The sequence below is a fragment of the Microbacterium sp. NPDC055988 genome (genome assembly GCF_042269505.1).
GTDB lineage: Bacteria > Actinomycetota > Actinomycetes > Actinomycetales > Microbacteriaceae > Microbacterium.
Map to the genome: position 1 here is coordinate 282,495 of NZ_JBHJXY010000001.1, position 17,541 is coordinate 300,035.

16 protein-coding genes are annotated in these 17,541 nt (G+C 70.0%); 14 read left to right on the forward strand and 2 right to left on the reverse strand.

Annotated elements, in window-relative coordinates; genetic code table 11:
* Window positions 1-8: 8 nt before the first annotated feature.
* The 4 genes from ACFC14_RS01505 (at window position 9) to ACFC14_RS01520 (ending at window position 4,545) form a co-directional block, all read left to right on the forward strand.
* Window positions 9-815 carry a tyrosine-protein phosphatase gene (locus ACFC14_RS01505; protein WP_376100755.1) on the forward strand — a complete coding sequence of 269 codons (807 nt, stop codon included), beginning with the start codon at window positions 9-11 and terminating at the stop codon, window positions 813-815.
* Between the two features lie 65 nt (window positions 816-880).
* Window positions 881-1,618, forward strand: a complete 738-nt coding sequence (locus ACFC14_RS01510) for a hypothetical protein (RefSeq protein ID WP_376100757.1) — start codon at window positions 881-883, stop codon at window positions 1,616-1,618.
* Between the two features lie 22 nt (window positions 1,619-1,640).
* Entirely contained in the window at window positions 1,641-3,719 is a 2,079-nt protein-coding gene (locus ACFC14_RS01515; protein WP_376100759.1) for a bifunctional lysylphosphatidylglycerol flippase/synthetase MprF, read from the forward strand.
* A gap of 1 nt (window position 3,720) precedes the next feature.
* Window positions 3,721-4,545 carry a nucleotidyltransferase domain-containing protein gene (locus ACFC14_RS01520; protein WP_376100761.1) on the forward strand — a complete coding sequence of 275 codons (825 nt, stop codon included), beginning with the start codon at window positions 3,721-3,723 and terminating at the stop codon, window positions 4,543-4,545.
* Window positions 4,546-4,588: 43 nt separating this feature from the next.
* Here ACFC14_RS01520 and tet(42) read toward each other — a convergent pair whose 3' ends face one another.
* Complete coding sequence (gene tet(42) / locus ACFC14_RS01525; protein ID WP_376100763.1) at window positions 4,589-5,872, reverse strand: tetracycline efflux MFS transporter Tet(42); 1,284 nt, start codon at window positions 5,870-5,872, stop codon at window positions 4,589-4,591.
* 71 nt (window positions 5,873-5,943) lie between these two features.
* Between tet(42) and ACFC14_RS01530 the strand changes: the two genes are divergently transcribed.
* Window positions 5,944-6,558: a TetR/AcrR family transcriptional regulator gene (locus ACFC14_RS01530; RefSeq protein WP_376100765.1), complete on the forward strand. Its 615-nt coding sequence runs from the start codon at window positions 5,944-5,946 to the stop codon at window positions 6,556-6,558.
* Between the two features lie 137 nt (window positions 6,559-6,695).
* Window positions 6,696-7,508, forward strand: a complete 813-nt coding sequence (locus ACFC14_RS01535; protein WP_376100767.1) for an SDR family oxidoreductase — start codon at window positions 6,696-6,698, stop codon at window positions 7,506-7,508.
* Between the two features lie 30 nt (window positions 7,509-7,538).
* Here ACFC14_RS01535 and arfB read toward each other — a convergent pair whose 3' ends face one another.
* Window positions 7,539-7,979, reverse strand: coding sequence for an alternative ribosome rescue aminoacyl-tRNA hydrolase ArfB (gene arfB / locus ACFC14_RS01540; RefSeq protein WP_376100769.1), 441 nt, complete (start codon window positions 7,977-7,979; stop codon window positions 7,539-7,541).
* A 118-nt stretch (window positions 7,980-8,097) separates the two neighbouring features.
* Between arfB and ACFC14_RS01545 the strand changes: the two genes are divergently transcribed.
* The 8 genes from ACFC14_RS01545 (at window position 8,098) to ACFC14_RS01580 (ending at window position 17,477) form a co-directional block, all read left to right on the forward strand.
* On the forward strand, window positions 8,098-8,940 hold the full coding sequence (locus tag ACFC14_RS01545; RefSeq protein ID WP_376100771.1) for a helix-turn-helix domain-containing protein: 843 nt from the start codon (window positions 8,098-8,100) through the stop codon (window positions 8,938-8,940).
* A gap of 168 nt (window positions 8,941-9,108) precedes the next feature.
* The gene (locus ACFC14_RS01550) at window positions 9,109-10,170 is read left to right on the forward strand and encodes an ABC transporter substrate-binding protein (protein ID WP_376100773.1); all 1,062 of its coding nucleotides are present in this window, start codon (window positions 9,109-9,111) and stop codon (window positions 10,168-10,170) included.
* On the forward strand, window positions 10,167-11,252 hold the full coding sequence (locus tag ACFC14_RS01555; RefSeq protein ID WP_376100775.1) for a FecCD family ABC transporter permease: 1,086 nt from the start codon (window positions 10,167-10,169) through the stop codon (window positions 11,250-11,252). Before ACFC14_RS01550 ends, ACFC14_RS01555 begins: the two co-directional genes overlap by 4 nt.
* Window positions 11,249-12,352 (forward strand): FecCD family ABC transporter permease, encoded by a 1,104-nt coding sequence (locus ACFC14_RS01560; RefSeq protein WP_376100777.1) that lies wholly within the window; start codon window positions 11,249-11,251, stop codon window positions 12,350-12,352. The genes ACFC14_RS01555 and ACFC14_RS01560 overlap by 4 nt, the downstream gene beginning before the upstream one ends.
* Window positions 12,353-12,363: 11 nt before the next feature.
* Window positions 12,364-13,152 (forward strand): ABC transporter ATP-binding protein, encoded by a 789-nt coding sequence (locus tag ACFC14_RS01565; RefSeq protein WP_376100779.1) that lies wholly within the window; start codon window positions 12,364-12,366, stop codon window positions 13,150-13,152.
* A complete protein-coding gene (locus tag ACFC14_RS01570) occupies window positions 13,149-14,786 on the forward strand; it encodes an ABC transporter transmembrane domain-containing protein (protein WP_376100781.1) in 1,638 nt (545 codons plus the stop codon). The genes ACFC14_RS01565 and ACFC14_RS01570 overlap by 4 nt, the downstream gene beginning before the upstream one ends.
* Window positions 14,779-16,590, forward strand: a complete 1,812-nt coding sequence (locus ACFC14_RS01575; RefSeq protein WP_376100783.1) for an ABC transporter ATP-binding protein — start codon at window positions 14,779-14,781, stop codon at window positions 16,588-16,590. The genes ACFC14_RS01570 and ACFC14_RS01575 overlap by 8 nt, the downstream gene beginning before the upstream one ends.
* On the forward strand, window positions 16,587-17,477 hold the full coding sequence (locus ACFC14_RS01580) for a siderophore-interacting protein (RefSeq protein WP_376100785.1): 891 nt from the start codon (window positions 16,587-16,589) through the stop codon (window positions 17,475-17,477). Before ACFC14_RS01575 ends, ACFC14_RS01580 begins: the two co-directional genes overlap by 4 nt.
* Window positions 17,478-17,541: the final 64 nt, after the last annotated feature.

The following is a 17,541-nucleotide window of genomic DNA, read 5'->3' on the forward strand; positions in this document are numbered from 1 at the left end:
GGACGACCATGGAACTGACGTCGATTCTGCAGGGGACGCACAACGCTCGAGAGCTCTCCGGGCTCCCGCTCACCGGCGGAGGAACGCTTGCCTCCGGCCTCCTCTTCCGCTCGGACGCGCTCGCCGCGCTCACCGATGAAGGGCTGCGCGAACTCGTCGACATGCGGATCGGCACCGTGATCGACCTGCGCACCGACGGTGAGCGCACTCGCGCGGCGGACCGGCTTCCCGCAGACGGCAGCGTCACCCTGCTGCCCCTGCCGATGCAGGGCGGGGCCATGGACGAGATGGTCAAGCAGCTGCTTCCCGCAGCGAGCGGCGCCAGCCTGTCGGTTACCCAGGTCGCCGACGTGCTCAAGCAGGTGCCGACGCTGGAAGGGCTGTACGTAGCGATCCTCGAGGCCAGCGCCGTGCAGTTCGCGACGGTGGCGCGCACCGTGCTCGATGCCTCTCGCACCGACCACCCCGGAGTGCTGTTCCACTGCACCGCGGGCAAGGATCGCACCGGACTCGCAGCAGCGATCCTGCTGTCGGTGGCCGAGGTGCCGCGCGAGGCGATCGTCGCGGACTACACGCAGACCGAGAAGAACCTCGCGCTCGGCTTTGCCGAAGCGCTCACCGGGCTCATCACCTCCCTCGGTGTCCCCCTCACCCCGGCTCTCAAGACACTCGCAACGGAATCTCCTGCGTCGGCGATCGAGGCGGCCCTGGAGTGGATCGACGCGAACCACGGAGATGTCGCCGGCTACCTGCGCAGCGGCGGCATGACGAACGACGAGATCGCGGACCTGCGCCGGGTGCTGCGCGGCGAATAGCATTCGACGCGCGGCGGCTCGCTCTGCCCCTGTCGCCGAGCGCTCCCGCGGAGCACAATGACGGTATGAGCGCTGGCTCACCGCCGGACGAGCCGGAGCCGGAACCGGCACCTGTATCGGACCACGAGGTCGAGGGCACACGCGCCGTACCCGCGGAATCGGATGCGGCGCTCGGTCGGCGCGCGCAGATCCTCGCCACCGAGCACTGGGGGCTGCTCGCCGCACGCAGTACGGCGCAGAGCGAAGTGCTCACGCGCATCACGATCTTCCTCACCCTGGTGTCGGCGGGACTCGTGACGATCGGACTCCTCGGTCAGGCGTCGCGCTTCGCCGGCTGGTTCGGCGGTGCTTCCCTCGCCATCCTCGCGTTCCTGACCCTCATCGGGTTCATGACGCAGGTGCGCGTGATGAACGTGTCCGAGGAGGACATGATGTACGTCGTCGCGATGAACCGACTCCGCGGAGCCTACGTCGATCTCGATCCGCAGGTCGAGGAGATCTTCCTGGCGTCGACGTATGACGATCCAGCCGGGATGAAGCAGACCTACTCGTTTCTCAGGCGCCGGAGCGTGAGCATCCTCCTCGGCAGCTCTGTCATGCTGCTGATCGTCGTGAACGCGTGCGTCGCCGGACTGCTCATCGGCTGTGCTGTCGTCGCCTCGGGCGGGGCCCTGGGGTGGGCGGTGGGTGTCGGCGTCGCCACCGGGCTGCTGTACGCCGCGGGGTTCATGTTCTTCGGCGGATTCGGCTTCCGTCGAGCGTGGAGTCACTACGCTCCGCGGCGCACCACTCCCGGCGCGTGAACGCCATCGCTACGCTGAGCGCATGACTGAGGAGCGCTCCCCCACGCCCCACCCGGCCATCGCCGTCGTCCGCCGCATCCCGGCGACGCTGACCATGGTGCTGCTGATCCTCGTCGTCGGCGTGGCCTGGAGCGGGCTCTGGGCGCCGTTCGAGGACACGAAGCTGTTCCAGACCGTGGCCTACGGCCTGCCGAACCTCGTCGACGGCAAGTGGTGGACGCCGCTGACGGGCACCTTCTTCGTGAACCAGCCGTGGGTCTACCTGTTCACGATCGCCGGCTTCTGGGGCATGGCATACCTGGAGTTCCGACGCGGATCGCGCGTGGCACTCGCCTACTACTGGATCGGTCAGCTGTTCGCGATCTTCGCCACCGCGCTCCTGCTCCTCGTGCTCTCGCAGTTCCCCTGGGAGTGGGCCACGACCCAGGCACAGGCGCTCGACGTCGGAGCATCCGGTGGGACCATGGCCTGCATCGCCGCAGCCGTCGGCCTCTTCCGCCCGCCGTGGCGGGTTCGCGGCTGGCTGATCCTGCTCGGCTTCGTGTTCATCGCGATGCTGTTCTGGGGCAAGCTCGCCGACCTCGAGCACCTGTTGGCCGTGCTGCTGATCCTGGTCGCCGACCGCACCCTCCGGGTGCGTCACACCACGGTCCGCGAGCAGAGGCTCATCGCCGTGATCGCGATCCTCGTCCTCGGCGCCGTCGAGATCATCACGATCCTGGTGCCGACGGACGGGCCCTTCGGACCGACGGAGCCGGTCTCCGGCGGGTTCATCGACACCGCGATCGACGCGGCAGTGATTCTCCTCATAACGAACGGACTGCGGCGCGGGCGGCGCTGGTCGTGGGTGCTGGCGATCATCCTCGGCTCTCTCAACGCGCTGGGGGCGGCGCTCATCCTGGCACTCATCATCAGCACGAGCGAAGCAGCTCTGGAGACGCGCATCGACGGCGAGACGGAGCTCGCGCTCGCAAGCGGTTTCCTGTGGCTGCTGATCCTCGTCTACCTCATCTGGGTGCGCCGGGCGTTCAGGGCCCGGCGCAAGACGAAGCTCGGCATCCAGCCCTCCCCCGCGGCCGAGGACATGAAGAAGGAGCTGCGCACGCATGGCGGAGGGACGTTGTCGTGGATGACGACCTGGGACGGCAACAGCTACGCGCGCGTGACCGGGGGCATGGTCGCGTACCAGCGGCGCAACGGCGTCGCCCTGGCGCTGGCGGATCCGATCGGACCGGCGGACGCTCGCGCCGAGGCCGTGACGGAGTTCATCCGCACCGCCGAGCAGGCGGGTCTCGTGCCGTGCTTCTTCAGCGCCGACGAAGCCACACGCGCCGCGGCGCCCTCGACCTGGCGCAGCATCGTCGTGGCCGACGACACGATCGTCGACCTGCCGGGGCTCGAGTTCACGGGCAAGCGGTGGAACTCGGTGCGGACCTCGCTCAACAAGGCCGGCCGCGAGGACATGACCTTCCGGATGACGCACCTGAAGTCCGAGTCGTGGGGCGTGCAGCAGCAGCTGCGTGCGATCTCCGAGGCCTGGGTCGGCGACAAGGATCTGCCCGAGATGCGCTTCACCCTCGGCACGCTCGATGAGGCGGAGGACCCCGAGGTGCGACTCGCGTTGGCCGTCGCACCCAACGGCGACATCGATGGCTTCCTCTCGTGGCTGCCCGTGTACGGCGGCGACGGCGCGGTGCGCGGGTGGACGCTCGATCTGATGCGCCGCCGCGACGGCGGGTTCGGCCCGGTGATGGAATACCTCATCGGCTCCTCCGCCAAGCAGTTCTCCGAGGAGGGGGCCGAGATCATGTCGCTCTCCGGCGCTCCCCTCGCCCACGACTATCCGCCGGACGCCGGCGTGATCGCCGCGCTGAGTGACCGCCTCGCGGATGCCCTGGAGCCGGTCTACGGCTTCGGCTCGCTGCACCGCTTCAAGCAGAAGTTCCACCCGCGCTACGAGACCATGTACCTCCTGTTCCGCGACGAGAGCGACCTCACCCGCATCGGCGGCGCGCTCACGCGGGCGTTCCTGCCGGATGCCACGCTGCGGCAGTTCGCGGGGGCCGGGCTCGAACTCGTGCGGGGCGGCGGGAAGGACTGACATGCTCGATGAAGAACGCCTCCGTTCGATGGCCGATGAACTCTCCGCCGTGCCCGGTGTGCGTGCCGTCGCGCTGGGAGGCAGCCGGGCTCGGGGTACACACCGGCCGGACTCCGACATCGATCTGGGTCTCTACGTCGACGCGGACGTCGACCACGCGGGGATCGCCCGACTGGCGAGCAGCTGGACGGGCACCTCGGTCGAGGTCGCCGAACGCGGCGGATGGGGACCGTGGGTCGACGGCGGCGCTTGGCTGACCGTCGACGGCGTGCCGGTCGACCTCATCTTCCGCGACGTGGACCGGGTGGCGGAGCAGTGCGCTCGCGCCGCGAGGGGCGAGTTCGCCTTCCACGCCCAGCCGGGGCATCCGCTCGGGTTCCTCGACGTCGCCTATGCCGGCGAAGTCGCCACGAGCGTGCCGCTGCGCGATCCGGAAGGGCTCCTGGTCGATCTAGCCCGCCGCGTGACCCCCTACCCGGAGGCGCTGAGGGATGCATTCCTCGCGAACCTCTGGCAGGTCGACTTCCTGCTGAACGCGGCGATGAAGGGCGCGAAGTCCGGTGATGTCGCCTATGTGGCACTGTGCGGGACAACGACGACCATGCTCACCGCGCACGCCTGGCATGCGGCCGCCGGCAACTGGATCACGAACGAGAAGGCGCTCGTCACGAACGTCGCCCGCCTGCCCATCGATACCGGCGGATTCAGTGCGGCAGCTGCCGAGGCTCTCGGGGACCTCGGCACCTCGCCGGCGGAACTGCTCGCCGCGATCGCGCGACTGCGGGAACTCCCGCGCCCGGGGGCCAACGCACCGGAGTCGGACTGACGCGCGTCGCGGGTCAGTCCGACTCCGCTGACGAGTTGCTCCGTCAGCCCACCGCATCCGCGAACTCGACCTCACCGCCGGTGGTGTCGTGCGCCGGACGCTTGGCGGCATTCGCGATGTGGGCGCGACTGACGACGATCACGGCGATGATCATGAGCCCGACGCCGAGCCAGTACGGGGCGGCGGGGCTGACCAGCGCATAGAGTCCACCCGCGATGAGCGGAGCTACCGTGCCCATAGCCGCGTTCAGCGACTGGGTGGCACCGCCGAGCCACCCCTGCTCGTCGTCGCCGACGGCGTTCGACATGGCACCGTCCATCGCGGCCTGCGACGCGCCCTGGCCCGCGGCGAGCATGAGGGCGCCCACGATGAACACCCACGGCTGGGCGAAGATCGATGCCACGACAGCGAGTGCGGCCAGACCGATCATCTGCGCGATGATGCCGCTCACGATCACTCCGCGCTCACCGATGCGCGGGAGCAGGATACCCAGCAGCACGCCCTGGATGAGGATGTCGATGATGCCGACCGCCGCGGTCAGGAGTCCGATCTGCGTCGGGCCCCACTGGATCGAGTCGAGGGCCAGCACGCTGAAGTTGTTCACGAAGAACCCGAACGGCAGAGCGAGCAGTCCGAAGCCGATCATGAGCCCGCGCAGCTCCTTGCGGCCGAACGCGTCCTTGAAGACGGCGAACGGCTGCACGTCGCGCAGCGTGATCGTGGTGATGCGGTTGCCGGGCTTGAGGCTCTCGGGGAGCAGGAAGATGCTGAGGATCGCGATCGTGAGGGCGACGGCGGCGGTGAGGAAGACGGGCAGCTCGAGGCTCACGGTGGCCAGGAGTCCACCGATCGCCGGACCGATCATGGTGCCGATGCCGGAGAGCGCGCCGAGGATGCCGAAGCGTTTGGCACGCTGCTCGGGCGGGGTGATGTCGGCGAGATAGGCGAAGAGGGCCGGGAGGTCGCCCGCCGTCAGGCCCTGGATGACCCGCGCGAGGACGAGGACCCAGATCGCACCGCCGATGCCGAACAGCGCCATCGAGAACGCTGCCCCGAACGCGGCGACGATGATGACGGGTCGACGGCCGAAGCGGTCGGAGAGGCGCCCGAGGAACGGAGCAGCCAGGAAGGCGCAGAGACCGTTGATCGCCTCGAGCACTCCCACCCAGATGGCGAGGTCGCTCTCGTGGGAGACGTACTGCAGCACGACGAAGGGCAGGACGGGGAGGACGACCGTCATCCCGATGACGGTCAGCATCGTCAGCACGATGAGCATGATCCAGGCGCGGTTCTGTTCCCGACGCGTGAGGGTGTTGGGTGAAGTCATACCGAAAGTGTAGCGATACCACTTTTGGTGTCAAGCCAGTTTTGTGGTCGGTTCACGATAGAGTGAGGAGCATGAGGACCCCAGAGCCCCTCGGGCGCCGCGAACGGAAGAAGGCCGCGACCCGCAAGGCGATCTCCGACGTCGCGACGATGATGTTCCTCGAGCGCGGCTTCGACAACGTGAGCATCCGCGAGGTCGCCGACGCCGCCGATGTCTCCCCCACCACCGTCTTCGCCCACTTCCCACAGAAGGAAGCCCTCGTCTTCGACGAGGACGACGAGCAGCGCGACCGGCTGGTGGCCGCCGTGCGCGACCGGCCGGCCGGCACCACGATCAACCGGGCGATCCACGACTTCTACGCCGCCGAGCTCCGCGCGAACGTCGATGAGCACGGCAACGACGTCACGCGCATCTTCATGCGCTTCCTCAACGAGACCCCGGCACTGCGCGACTACGCGGCGAAGATGTGGCTCCGGCACGAGGATGCCCTCGCCGAGGCCATCGCCGACGAACTCGGTCTCGCCGAGCCGATGGCCGAGATCCGCGTCTACGCCCGGTTCGTGCTGCAGATGCAGCTGCTCGTCAATGACAGCGACGACCCCCTCGCGACCGTCGATGCGGGCTTCCGGCTGCTCGACAGCGGGTGGGGCCCGATCGAGGCAGCCATCACCGAGCCCGAGGCATGATCACCATCGGCTCGAGAAATTGATCTAGCCCTCCGCGGGAACGGACGCGGCTAGCGTCGCGGATCCGTTCCGTCAACCCGATCGCCCGGCACGAACACTGCGCCTACCGTCGACCGGACAACGACGAGGAGGCGGACATGCTCGAAGCCCACCACGACAGGAAGCCCCGGCATGCGATCGTGACGGCGGCGGACTCCGGGATCGGTCGTGCCACCGCCGTGGCGCTCGGCGCGGCGGGGATCGACGTCGGCGTCACCTGGCACTCCGACCGCGCCGGCGCGGAGGAGACTGCGGAAGAGGTGCGCACCCACGGCGCCCGCGCCGTCGTCGCACAGCTCGACGTCACTGACATCCCGCGCTCAGGCGAGGTGATCGACGGGCTGATCGTGGAGCTGGGCGGTATCGACGTCTTCGTGAACAACGCCGGAGCAGGCGTGAGCACACCGTTCCTCGATCTCACCCTCGACGACTGGAACCGCGTGCTGCTCACCGATCTCACGGGCGCGTTCATCTGCCTCCAGCATGCGGCGCGGGCGATGGTCGCGGCGGAGCGCGGTGGCCGATTGATCTCGGTGACGAGCGTGCACGCGCACCAGCCGATGGTCGGCTCGAGTGCTTATGACGCGGCGAAGCACGGCCTGGACGGACTCATGAAGAATCTCGCACTCGAACTCGGCGCCCACGGCATCAGCGCCGTGAGCGTGGCGCCGGGCGAGATCGCGACCCCGATGACCGGCCAGACCGACACCGACCCGCACACCGAGCATCGACCGGGCATCCCCCTGGGGCGGCCCGGCGACGCCCGCGAGGTCGCCGCGCTCATCGCGTTCCTCGCGTCACCGGAGGCGGCTTACATCTCCGGAACATCGCTCGTCGTCGACGGCGGCATGCTGCAGATGGGGCCGCAGGCTGGAGCGAGCATCTCGAGCGACGACTGGCGTACCCTCTGACGGCGCGGTGATCCGGCGAGCGGCGGCGCCTCAGTCCTCGCGGGGCCGGCGGCGCAGACTCTTGACGTCGGTGCGGCGCTGCTTGGCCTTCAGTCGCCGCTCTTTCGAACCACGGCTCGGCTTGGTGGGACGCCGCGGTGGGGCCGGCGGCCGCAGCGCCTCGGCCACCAGCGCGACGAGCCGATCCCGCGCCGCATCCCGATTGCGCAGCTGCGCACGATGCTCGGACGCGGCGATCGTCAAGACCCCGTCGACCAGGCGCCCGCTCAACCGATCGAGGAGCCGCTCGCGCTGATACGGAGTGAGTGCGGCGGAGTTCGCCGCGTCCCACACGAGTTCCGCGCGCGAGTCGGCGGTGTTCACCCCCTGCCCTCCCGGGCCCGATGACCGCGAGAAGCGCCACGACAGCTCGGCCTCGGGGATCGTGAGACCCGACGAGACCCGCAGACCGGGACGATGGGCGGAGGGCATACCTCCATCATCGGGCCTCACGATGCCGACCGCTGCAGCCCGGCTAGCATTGCGGGGTACGGCGAGCCGCGCGGCATCCACTCCGCGGCGGCACACGCGGCCCTCACACGGAGCGCGAATGAACTCATACCGGCAGGACGACTGGGCGGCGAGCCCCTCGTATCCGTCGACCGTGGCGGAGCCGTACCTGATGGGCACGGGCGTCGTCACCGCCGAAGACACCGGCCCCCGCCCGCTCTCTCCTCCACACAGCCATGCCGATCCGATGCTCGCCTGGTGCTACCGCGGCACGGTGTGGGTTCATCTGCAGGACGCGCGGTGGCGCCTGGCCCCGGGGCAGGGGGTGTGGATCCCCGCGAACACCCCGCACACCGCCCACCATGAGCCCGACTCGACCGGGTGCTACACGTACATCCCGGATTCGGCCCTGCTCACCCCGATCGACGACATCACCCGCGTGCTGGTGCCGCGTGCGGTGCAGGAGATGCTCCTCCACCTCGGCATCAACGACATGCCCACCGACCTGCGCGTGCGCATCCAGTCAGTGCTCATCGAGATGCTGCAGCAGCCGCTGCCGGAGGCCGCGAGTGAATGGGGCGAGGTGCCGATCCCCGCGGACGAGCGCGTCGCCCCGCTCGTACAGGCCGTGCTCGCTGACCCCGGCGATCCGCGAGGTGCCGTCGAGTTGTTCCTGGCGCACGGGCTCCACGAGCGCACGGTCCTGCGCATCTTCCAGAACGACGTCGGCATGAGCTTCGGGCGGTGGCGCGCGGGAGTGCGGATGACTCTCGGCGCGCGCCTGATCGTCGACGGTACCCCCATCGGCGCCGCCGCCCATCGCTGCGGCTACGCGACGACGAGTGCATTCTCCGCCGCGTTCAAGGAACGTTTCGGGCTCACGCCCCGCCAGCACGTCGCACGCGTGCAGGCCGACGCCGCCCATCAGCTGTATTGGCGCTGACGCCCCACGGCGCGTCCGGCCGTCGTTGTCGGTTCTGCGACACAAGTCGTCGCTCCCGCGACACTGAGCGACGCATTCGCGTTCTAGCATCGTTCTGTTAGGGCATGCTTACCTAACTTCTCGCCGCGTCGACGCGGCACACCCCTCCCCCCTTCCCGAAGGAGAACCATGTCGCACGCTTCTGCGCGCCCGAAGATCCGCCGAGGCTCGGCCCTCGTCGCCGCGGCCCTCGCCGCCGCCCTCACCCTCGCGGGGTGCTCATCGGCCCCGGAGGAATCCGGATCCGCCTCCGCCGCGACGGACGGCGTGGTCATCGAGCACGGCCACGGGAAGACCGTGATCCCCGAGAAGCCGCAGCGCGTGGTCGCCCTCGGCTGGATGACCCCCGACATCGTCGCGGCTCTCGGCACCAACCCGGTCGGTATCGAAGAGGTCTGGGGCGCGGGTGAGAGCGGGTACCAGCCCTGGTTCGAGGACTACGTCACCGAGGAGTACGGCGAGACCCCCGAGATCATCCCCTTCGTCGAAGACGGTCCGAACTACGAGGCCATCAAGGAGCTCAAGCCCGACCTGATCCTGAGCCTCTACTCGGGCGTCACCGACATCGAGTACGAGCGGCTGAGCGAGATCGCCCCGACGGTGCCGTACATCGAGGGGCCGTGGAACCCGGGCACCTGGGAGGGCATGACCCGCACGGTCGGCAAGGCCCTGTCCGAGGATGCGAAGGCCGAGGAGCTGATCGCCGAGACCGAGGAGCAGATCACCACCCTCTCCGGCGAGCACCCCGAGTTCCAGGACAAGACCTTCGTCTGGGGCCTGACCCTGAACGAGGGCGGCACCGACCTCGGCGTCTACCTCGAGTACGACCCGCGTGTGCGCATCACCGAGGCGCTGGGCTTCACCTCGACCTCGGCGATGGACAGCTTCCTCGCGAGCGCCGAGGGCGACAACTGGTACACGGGCGTCAGCCTCGAGAACCTCTACGACGTGCAGGCCGACCTGTTCGCAGCCTGGGGAGGCAGCGCGGACGAGGGGACCTACACGGTCGAGAACAAGGTCGTCTCCCGGTGGGAGCCGATCGCCGACGGGTCCTACGTGATCTACGCGAACGATGCCGAAGCCTCCGCGATCAGCGCGCCGACCGTGCTGTCGCTGAAGTACATCCTCCCGAAGTACGTCGACGACCTCGCAGCCGCACTGCAGGGCGAGCCGACCATCGACGGGAAGTGACCCGCGAGATGTCCCTGGCGACGCAAGGCGGCACGGACGTCTCGAAAACGGGTGCGGGGAGTCGCAGCGACGACTCCCCGCACCGCAACGGGACGCTGGTGCTGGGACTCCTCGTCTCCGCCGTGGTGCTGGTGGTCGCCGTCATCGCCTCGCTCGCGATCGGCAGCCGCGCAATCGACCCGCTCACCGTGCTCCAGTCCCTGTTCTCCTACAATGACGAGAACCCGCTGCATCTGATGGTGATGGAGCTGCGGGTGCCACGCACTCTGCTCGGCATCGTCGTCGGCGCGGCCCTCGCCGTGTGCGGCGGGCTCATCCAGGCATTCACCCGCAACCCGCTGGCCGACCCCGGCATCCTCGGCGTGAACGCCGGTGCCTCCTTCGCCGTCACCTTCGCCGTCGGCGTGCTCGGCCTGACGGCTCCGGGCGCCTACGTGCCGTTCGCCCTCGCGGGCGCCTTCGCCCTGACCTTGCTCGTCTACGTGCTCGGTTCGTTCGGAGCGTCGGGCGCGACCCCCATGAAGCTCACCCTCGCCGGAGTCGCCCTGGGTGCGGCCTTCACCGGATTCACCACCGCGATCGTGCTGCGCGACCTCGGCACCCTCCAGGTCATGCGGTTCTGGGGCGTCGGCTCGATCGGCGGACGCACCCTCGATCAGCTCGCGTGGGCGGCGCCTCTGATCGCCATCGGTCTGCTGATCGGCCTGTTGTGCGCGCGCTCGCTGAACGCCCTCGCCCTGGGCGACGACCTGGCGCAGGCGCTCGGCGCGCGAGTGCGCGTAACGCGGATCCTCGTCATCATCGCCGTCACCCTGCTGGCCGGAACCAGCGTCGCCGCCGCCGGCCCCATCGCGTTCGTCGGGCTCATGATCCCGCACATCGTCCGCTGGTTCACCGGTCCCGATCAACGCTGGGTGCTGACCTACTCGATGATCATCGGCCCCGCGTTCCTGCTGTTCGCCGACATCCTCGGCCGCATCGTGCTCCCGAACGGAGAGATGCGCGTCGGCATCGTGACGGCCCTGCTCGGAGCCCCGATCCTGATCATCCTCGTGCGCCGGAAGCGGGTGAGCGGACTGTGAGCATCGACCAGAAGCCGGTCACGCTGCCCGACCTCGACACTGCGCACGCCGAGTTCGCCCCGGTCGATCACGGCCGTCGCCTGATCCGGATCGAGACCCGGCGCATCGCCGCGCTGATCCCGGTGCGCTCCGTCGTCGTCAGCGTCGTGCTCGTCGTCGTCATCGTCGGAACGGGCCTCGCCTCGATGACCATCGGGGCCTACGAGGTCGACTTCGCCTCGGTACTCCGAGCCATCGTCGACCCGGCATCCGACCCCGACATCCGCCAGGTGGTCTTCGAGTGGCGACTCCCGCGGGTGCTGTTCGCGGTGCTGTGCGGGGCGGCTCTGGCCCTCGCCGGCGGCATCTTCCAGTCTCTCACCCGGAACCCGCTCGGCTCCCCCGACATCATCGGCTTCGGGATCGGCGCCCAGTTCGGCGTGACGCTCGTGATGATCGTGCTCGAGCTGAACACCTACATGTTCAAGGCGGCCGGAGCACTCGTCGGCGGGCTGCTCACCGCCCTGCTCGTCTACGTGCTCGCCAACAAGAACACCATGTCGTCGTTCCGCCTGATCATCGTCGGCATCGGCGTCTCGGCGGGGCTCGGGTCGCTGACCTCGTGGATCCTGATCTCGGTCAGCGTCGAGAAGGCGATGATGGCCGCGACCTGGGGGGCGGGCTCGCTCGCCTCGCTCGGCTTCGACCAGCTGATCCCGGCGGCGATCGTGTTCGCGATCGTCACCCTGCTCTCCCTCCCCCTCGCCCGCACGCTTCCGGTCCTGGAGATGGGGGACGACGCGGCCACCGCCCTGGGCATCAGCCCCGGCCGCACCCGACTCATGGCGATGGTGTTCGGCGTGGCCCTGGTCGCGCTCGTCACCGCCGCCGCCGGCCCCATCTCGTTCATCGCCCTCGCGGCCCCGCAGATCTCGCAGCGCCTCACCCGCTCGAACACCCCGATGGGCACGGTGCCCGTGATGCTGACCGGCGCCGCCCTCGTCGTGGTGTCGGATGCCGTCGCCCAGCTCGTCGCCGTGCCGGTCGGCGTCGTGACGGTCTCGGTCGGCGGTCTCTACCTCGCCTGGCTGCTGGCCGCCCAGTACACGCGCCGCACCTGAAAGGAACACCCATGACCGCTTCGCTGCTGGCCCGCGACATCACGCTGGGCTACGGAGAGACCCCCATCATCTCCGACCTGTCGCTCGAGGTTCCCGACGGCTCGTTCACGATCATCATCGGGCCGAACGCGTGCGGCAAGTCGACCCTGCTGCGCGGCTTCGCCCGGCTGCTGCGCCCGACCACCGGTGCGGTGCTCCTCGACGGCGATGAGCTGCGCTCGCTCAAGCCGAAGGAGGCCGCCCGCAAACTCGGGCTGCTGCCGCAATCGTCCATCGCCCCCGACGGCATCACGGTCGCCGACCTCGTCGGGCGCGGACGCTTCCCACACCAGAGCGCCCTGCGCACCTGGAGCAGCGCCGACGAGCGCGCGGTGTCCGAGGCGATGGCCGCGACCGGGGTCACCGACCTGTCGCGGCGCCTGGTCGACGAGCTCTCGGGCGGGCAGCGGCAGCGGGTGTGGGTGGCGATGGCCCTCGCCCAGCAGACCAAGCACCTGCTGCTCGACGAGCCGACGACGTTCCTCGACATCGCGCACCAGATCGACCTGATGGAGCTCTTCGCCGACCTGCACCGCGACGGCACGACGCTCGTCGCCGTGCTGCACGACCTCAACCACGCCGCCCGCTATGCGACGCACCTCGTGGCGATGCGCGACGGGGCCATCATGGCGCAGGGCGATCCCCGCGAGATCATCACCGCCGAGCTCGTCCAGGCCGTGTACGACCTTCCGTGCCGTGTGATCACCGACCCGGTCTCGGGAACCCCGCTGGTGCTGCCGCTCGGACGGCGGACGCCGTGACATCCACGCCGCGCAGACTGTTCGGGATCGCGCTGAAGGACGAGGGGCGCGGCACCGCCCTCGCCGGGGCGACCGCGCTGCTCATCGTTCACTCCCTCGCCGAGGCCACGATCCCCGTCCTCATCGGAGCGACGATCGACCGCGCGGTGCTCCCCGCCGACCCCGCAGCCCTCGCGCTCTGGCTCGGCGTACTGGCGGGCACGTTCCTCGTACTGACCGCGAGCTACCAGGCAGCCTCCCGGCTCATGGTCTCGATCTACGGCTACGGCGAGCAGGCGCTGCGCCACCTCACCCTGTCGCGGATGCTGCGCCCTCGGCTCTCCCGCCGCACGGTCACCCCGGGCGAGGCCCTCACCTTCGTCACCTCCGACACCTACCGCGTGGCCGGAGTCGCCTGGTCGGTCGCGCAGCAGTGCTCCACGATCGCCGCGATCATCGGGGCCGGACTCGCGATGCTGGTGATCTCGCCCGTCGCGACCATCGTCGTGTTCGGCTCGACCATCGCGATGATGTTCGTGATGCAGGTGGTCTCGCGTCCGCTGGAGCGTCGCGGCTTCGCCGAGCAGCACGCGGCGACCGAGGCCGGCGCGGTCGCGGCCGACTTCATGAGCGGCTTCCGGGTGCTCGTCGGAATCGGCGCCCGCGAGGAGGCTGTGCGGCGCTACGTCGCGGCCAGCGACACCTCGCGCCGTGCGGCGACGGCCGCCGGTCGGTCCCTCGCTTCGTACGAGGCGGTGAGCGGCACCCTGGCCGCGGTCGCGACCACCGCGCTCGCGGGCATGTCGGCCTGGTTCGCGGCAGAGGGCCGCACCGGCGTCGGCGAGCTGGTGACCGTGCTCGGCCTCGCCCAGTTCATCAGCGGCTACCTCGCATATGCGGGCTCTTTCCCGAGCAACTGGATCCACAAGCTCGCCTCGGCCAAGCGCCTCGCCGAGGTGATCGATGCCGAAGACCTGCTCGACCCGCCCGCCGCGCCTCCTGCCCCGGCAGCGCCGGCCGGCGAGGTCATGCTGGCTTTCCGTGCCGACTCGGAGTCCCCGCGCGTGGAGGTGCGCGAGCGGGAGCTGCTCGGCATCCGTCCACCCGACAGCGACACGGCCCGCGCCCTCTCCCGTCTGCTGGGCCTGCGCACGCGCGCCGAGCGCGGCCTCGTGTCGGTCTCCGTCGATGGCGAGCTCTGCGACCTGATCGACCTGGACCCCGTCGAGTACCGCCGCCGGGTCGTCGCCCCGCCGCACGGCCAGACGATCGTGAGCGGTTCGCTGCGCGAGGCCGTGCGCGGTCACGGAGTGGAGGAGCCCGCGCACCCGCCCTTCATCGAGATGGCGGCGCTGCACGACACCGTGGTGCAGGTCGGCGGGTGGGAGTCGCAGGTCGGCGAGGCCGGACGACGACTCTCGGGAGGACAGCGTCAGCGCATCGGCATCGCCCGCGCCCTGCACGCGGAGGCCGACGTACTGGTGCTCGACGAGCCGACCTCGGCCGTCGACGCCCTCACCGAGGCGCACATCGCCCGCGCCCTCGCGGAACACCGCGAGACCGTGATCGTGATCACCACCTCCCCCGTGCTGCTCGGTGCCTGCGACCGGGTCATCGACCTCCCCTCTCCCCGGATCGAGGCTCCGCATGAGTGACCTGACCTCGCCCGCACCGCTGCTGCCGATCGCCTCCGGCGCCCGAGTACGGGCCGTCGTCGGCGGGCTGCTGCGGCAGCATCCGGGTCGAGCGGCGGCGGTCGCCGCGCTCTTCCTCGCGGCATCCGCCCTCGGGATCGTCATGCCCGCGTGCCTCGGCCGGATCGTGGATGCCGTCTCGTCGGATGCGGGATTCACGACCATCGCCGGGTGGGTCTCCGGTGCGGGCCTCGGCGTGATCGGGGCAGCCGTGGTGATGCTGTGGGCGGTGCGCGTGCTCACGGGTCTGGTGCAGGACATGTTGGCCACCCTCCGCGAAGACGTGTTCGCCTCGGCGATGCGGCTGCCGGTGGGCGCGGTCGACGACGGCGAGAGTGCCGACCTGCTCTCCCGCGTCACCGGCGATGTGGATGCCGTGGCCGAAGCCGGCGGCAACGTCGCTCCGACGCTGCTGTCGGCGGGTTTCGCGATCGGGGTCTCGGTGGTCGCCCTGACCGCTCTCGACCCCTGGCTGGCGCTCGCGGGCCTCGCCTCCGCGCCGTTCTACGTGCTCGGCACCCGAGCCTTCCTGCGGAAGTCGCGCGTGGTGTTCCGCGAGGTGCGGGTGCGCGAAGCCGCCCGCAGTCAAGCCGTGCTCGACGCCGTGGAGGGGATCGAGACGCTCACCGCGTTCAACGAACAGGAACCTGCACTCGAGCGGGTCCGTGAGCGCGCCGAGGCGTCGATCCGGATGCAGATCGAGGGCGTGCGGGTGACCAATCGGCTGTTCCGGTGGATCAACGGCGGCGAGCTCGTCGGCTTGGCCGCGATCCTCGGCGTCGGGTTCCTGCTGCAGTCCGCGGGCGCGATCACGGTGGGAGCCGTCACCACGGCCGCGCTGCTCTTCCACCGCCTGTTCGGCCCGGTGGGGCAGCTGATCTTCGGGCTCGACGACATCCAGCGGGCGGCGATCGGACTGGCGCGACTCGTCGGGGTCATCGACCTCGCGCCCGCCCCTGTCGCGCGAGGGACGGATGCCGCGCCTCAGGCATCCGACGGGATCGAGGTGCGCGACGTCACGTTCCACTACCCGACCACCGGTCGCGGCATCAGCGACGTGAACCTGCGGGTGGCCCCGGGCACCACGGCCGCACTGGTCGGCACGTCCGGGTCGGGCAAGAGCACGTTGGCTCGCGTGATCGCCGGGCATCATCCACCGACCTCGGGCAGCGTGCACCTGGCGTCGAGTGCGGAGGCGCCGTACTACCTGTCCCAGGAGCTGCACCACTTCCGGGGCACGATCGCCGACAACCTGCGGCTCGTCGCCCCCGACGCGAGCGACGACGAGATTGCGGCGGCGCTGCGGGCGGTGGGAGCGCAGTGGGCGGTCGACGCGATGGTCGCCGAGCGGGACGGAGGCGCTGCATCCGAGTCCGCCGTTCCGCTGGACGAAGGACGCATCCAGCAGCTCGCCGTCGCGCGGGCGTTCCTCGCCGATCCTGAAGTGGTGATCCTCGACGAGGCCACCGCCGACGTCGGGCTCCATCATCGCGAAGCCGTCGAAGACGCGATCGCGGCTCTGCGCGAGGGGCGTACCGCCGTGCTCATCGCGCATCGGCTGCAGCAGGCGGTCACCGCGGATCAGATCGTCGTGTTCGCCGACGGCAGGCCGACGCAGCGCGGCACGCACGAGGAGCTCCTCGCCATCGAGGGCCTCTACCGCGACTCCTGGCTCGCCCAGACCCGCAGCACTCCCCCTTCCCCGACCCCCACGGGCCAGACCCCCACGGGCCAGACCCCCACGACAGAGACGGAGACTCCGTGAGCATCCACCGCGGCATCGTCAGCAGCACCACCACCCTCACCCCGACCCTGGTCCGCGTCACGCTCGGCGGCGACGGCATCTCCGACTTCCTCAGCACCGGCATCGGCGACGAGTACGTGCGGGTGTTCTTCCCGCACGGTGAAGACCCGAAGGATGTCTCGCTGCCCGTGCCCGCGGGCGACTGGTGGGAGACACCGGAGGGCGCCCCCGAGGCACCGATGCGCACGTACACGATCAGCGGTGTGCGCCCGGATGCCGGCGAGCTCGACATCGACTTCGTGATCCACGAGGCAGGTGTCGCGGGGCCGTGGGCCGCCCGCGCGGAGCCGGGTCACGTGCTCGGGCTGAACTCCCCGACCGGTCTCTACTCGCCGCCGGAGGGCATCACCTGGCAGGTGCTCGTCGCCGACCTCACCGGGCTTCCGGCCGTGGCGCGCATCATCGCCCAGGCTCCGGCGGGTGTGCGCACCCGGGTCGTGCTCGAGGTGCCGAGCGAGGCGGACCGCGTGCCGCTCGAGGTCGGCGCCGACGTCGAGGTCACCTGGATGGTCGGCGGTAACGGCCACGGTCCCAGCGCGCTCGGCCCGCTCGTGCGCGGCATCGTCGACGACCGACTCCCGCTCGACGAGGGCTACGTGTGGGTGGCCGGTGAGACCGTCGCGCTGCGCGACGTGCGCAAGTACCTGCGCAAGGAACTCGGCCTGCCCGCGACCCGCTTCAAGGTCGTCGGCTACTGGACGCCCGTCGCCGCCTGGGACGAGAAGTTCGCTGCCCTCCCCGACTCCGTGCAGAAGGAGTTGGACGCGATCTGGGCCGATGCCGAGGGCGACGAGCCCGAAGACGTGCAGGTGCGCTTCGAGGAACGGCTGGACCAGCTGGGGCTGTAGGGGCGGTTCACGGTCTACCCGGAAAGGCAAAAGGCCTCCGAGGTCCTCGGAGGCCGAACGCCGA

Coding starts and splice junctions, on each gene's coding strand:
- arfB (WP_376100769.1), bottom strand. CDS start 7,979: ATGCCCTCCGCCCATCGTCCCGGTCTGCGGGTCTCGTCGGGTCTCACG.
- ACFC14_RS01510 (WP_376100757.1), top strand. CDS start 881: ATGAGCGCTGGCTCACCGCCGGACGAGCCGGAGCCGGAACCGGCACCT.
- ACFC14_RS01575 (WP_376100783.1), top strand. CDS start 14,779: ATGAGTGACCTGACCTCGCCCGCACCGCTGCTGCCGATCGCCTCCGGC.
- ACFC14_RS01545 (WP_376100771.1), top strand. CDS start 8,098: ATGAACTCATACCGGCAGGACGACTGGGCGGCGAGCCCCTCGTATCCG.
- ACFC14_RS01565 (WP_376100779.1), top strand. CDS start 12,364: ATGACCGCTTCGCTGCTGGCCCGCGACATCACGCTGGGCTACGGAGAG.
- ACFC14_RS01520 (WP_376100761.1), top strand. CDS start 3,721: ATGCTCGATGAAGAACGCCTCCGTTCGATGGCCGATGAACTCTCCGCC.
- ACFC14_RS01505 (WP_376100755.1), top strand. CDS start 9: ATGGAACTGACGTCGATTCTGCAGGGGACGCACAACGCTCGAGAGCTC.
- ACFC14_RS01535 (WP_376100767.1), top strand. CDS start 6,696: ATGCTCGAAGCCCACCACGACAGGAAGCCCCGGCATGCGATCGTGACG.
- ACFC14_RS01530 (WP_376100765.1), top strand. CDS start 5,944: ATGAGGACCCCAGAGCCCCTCGGGCGCCGCGAACGGAAGAAGGCCGCG.
- ACFC14_RS01515 (WP_376100759.1), top strand. CDS start 1,641: ATGACTGAGGAGCGCTCCCCCACGCCCCACCCGGCCATCGCCGTCGTC.
- ACFC14_RS01550 (WP_376100773.1), top strand. CDS start 9,109: ATGTCGCACGCTTCTGCGCGCCCGAAGATCCGCCGAGGCTCGGCCCTC.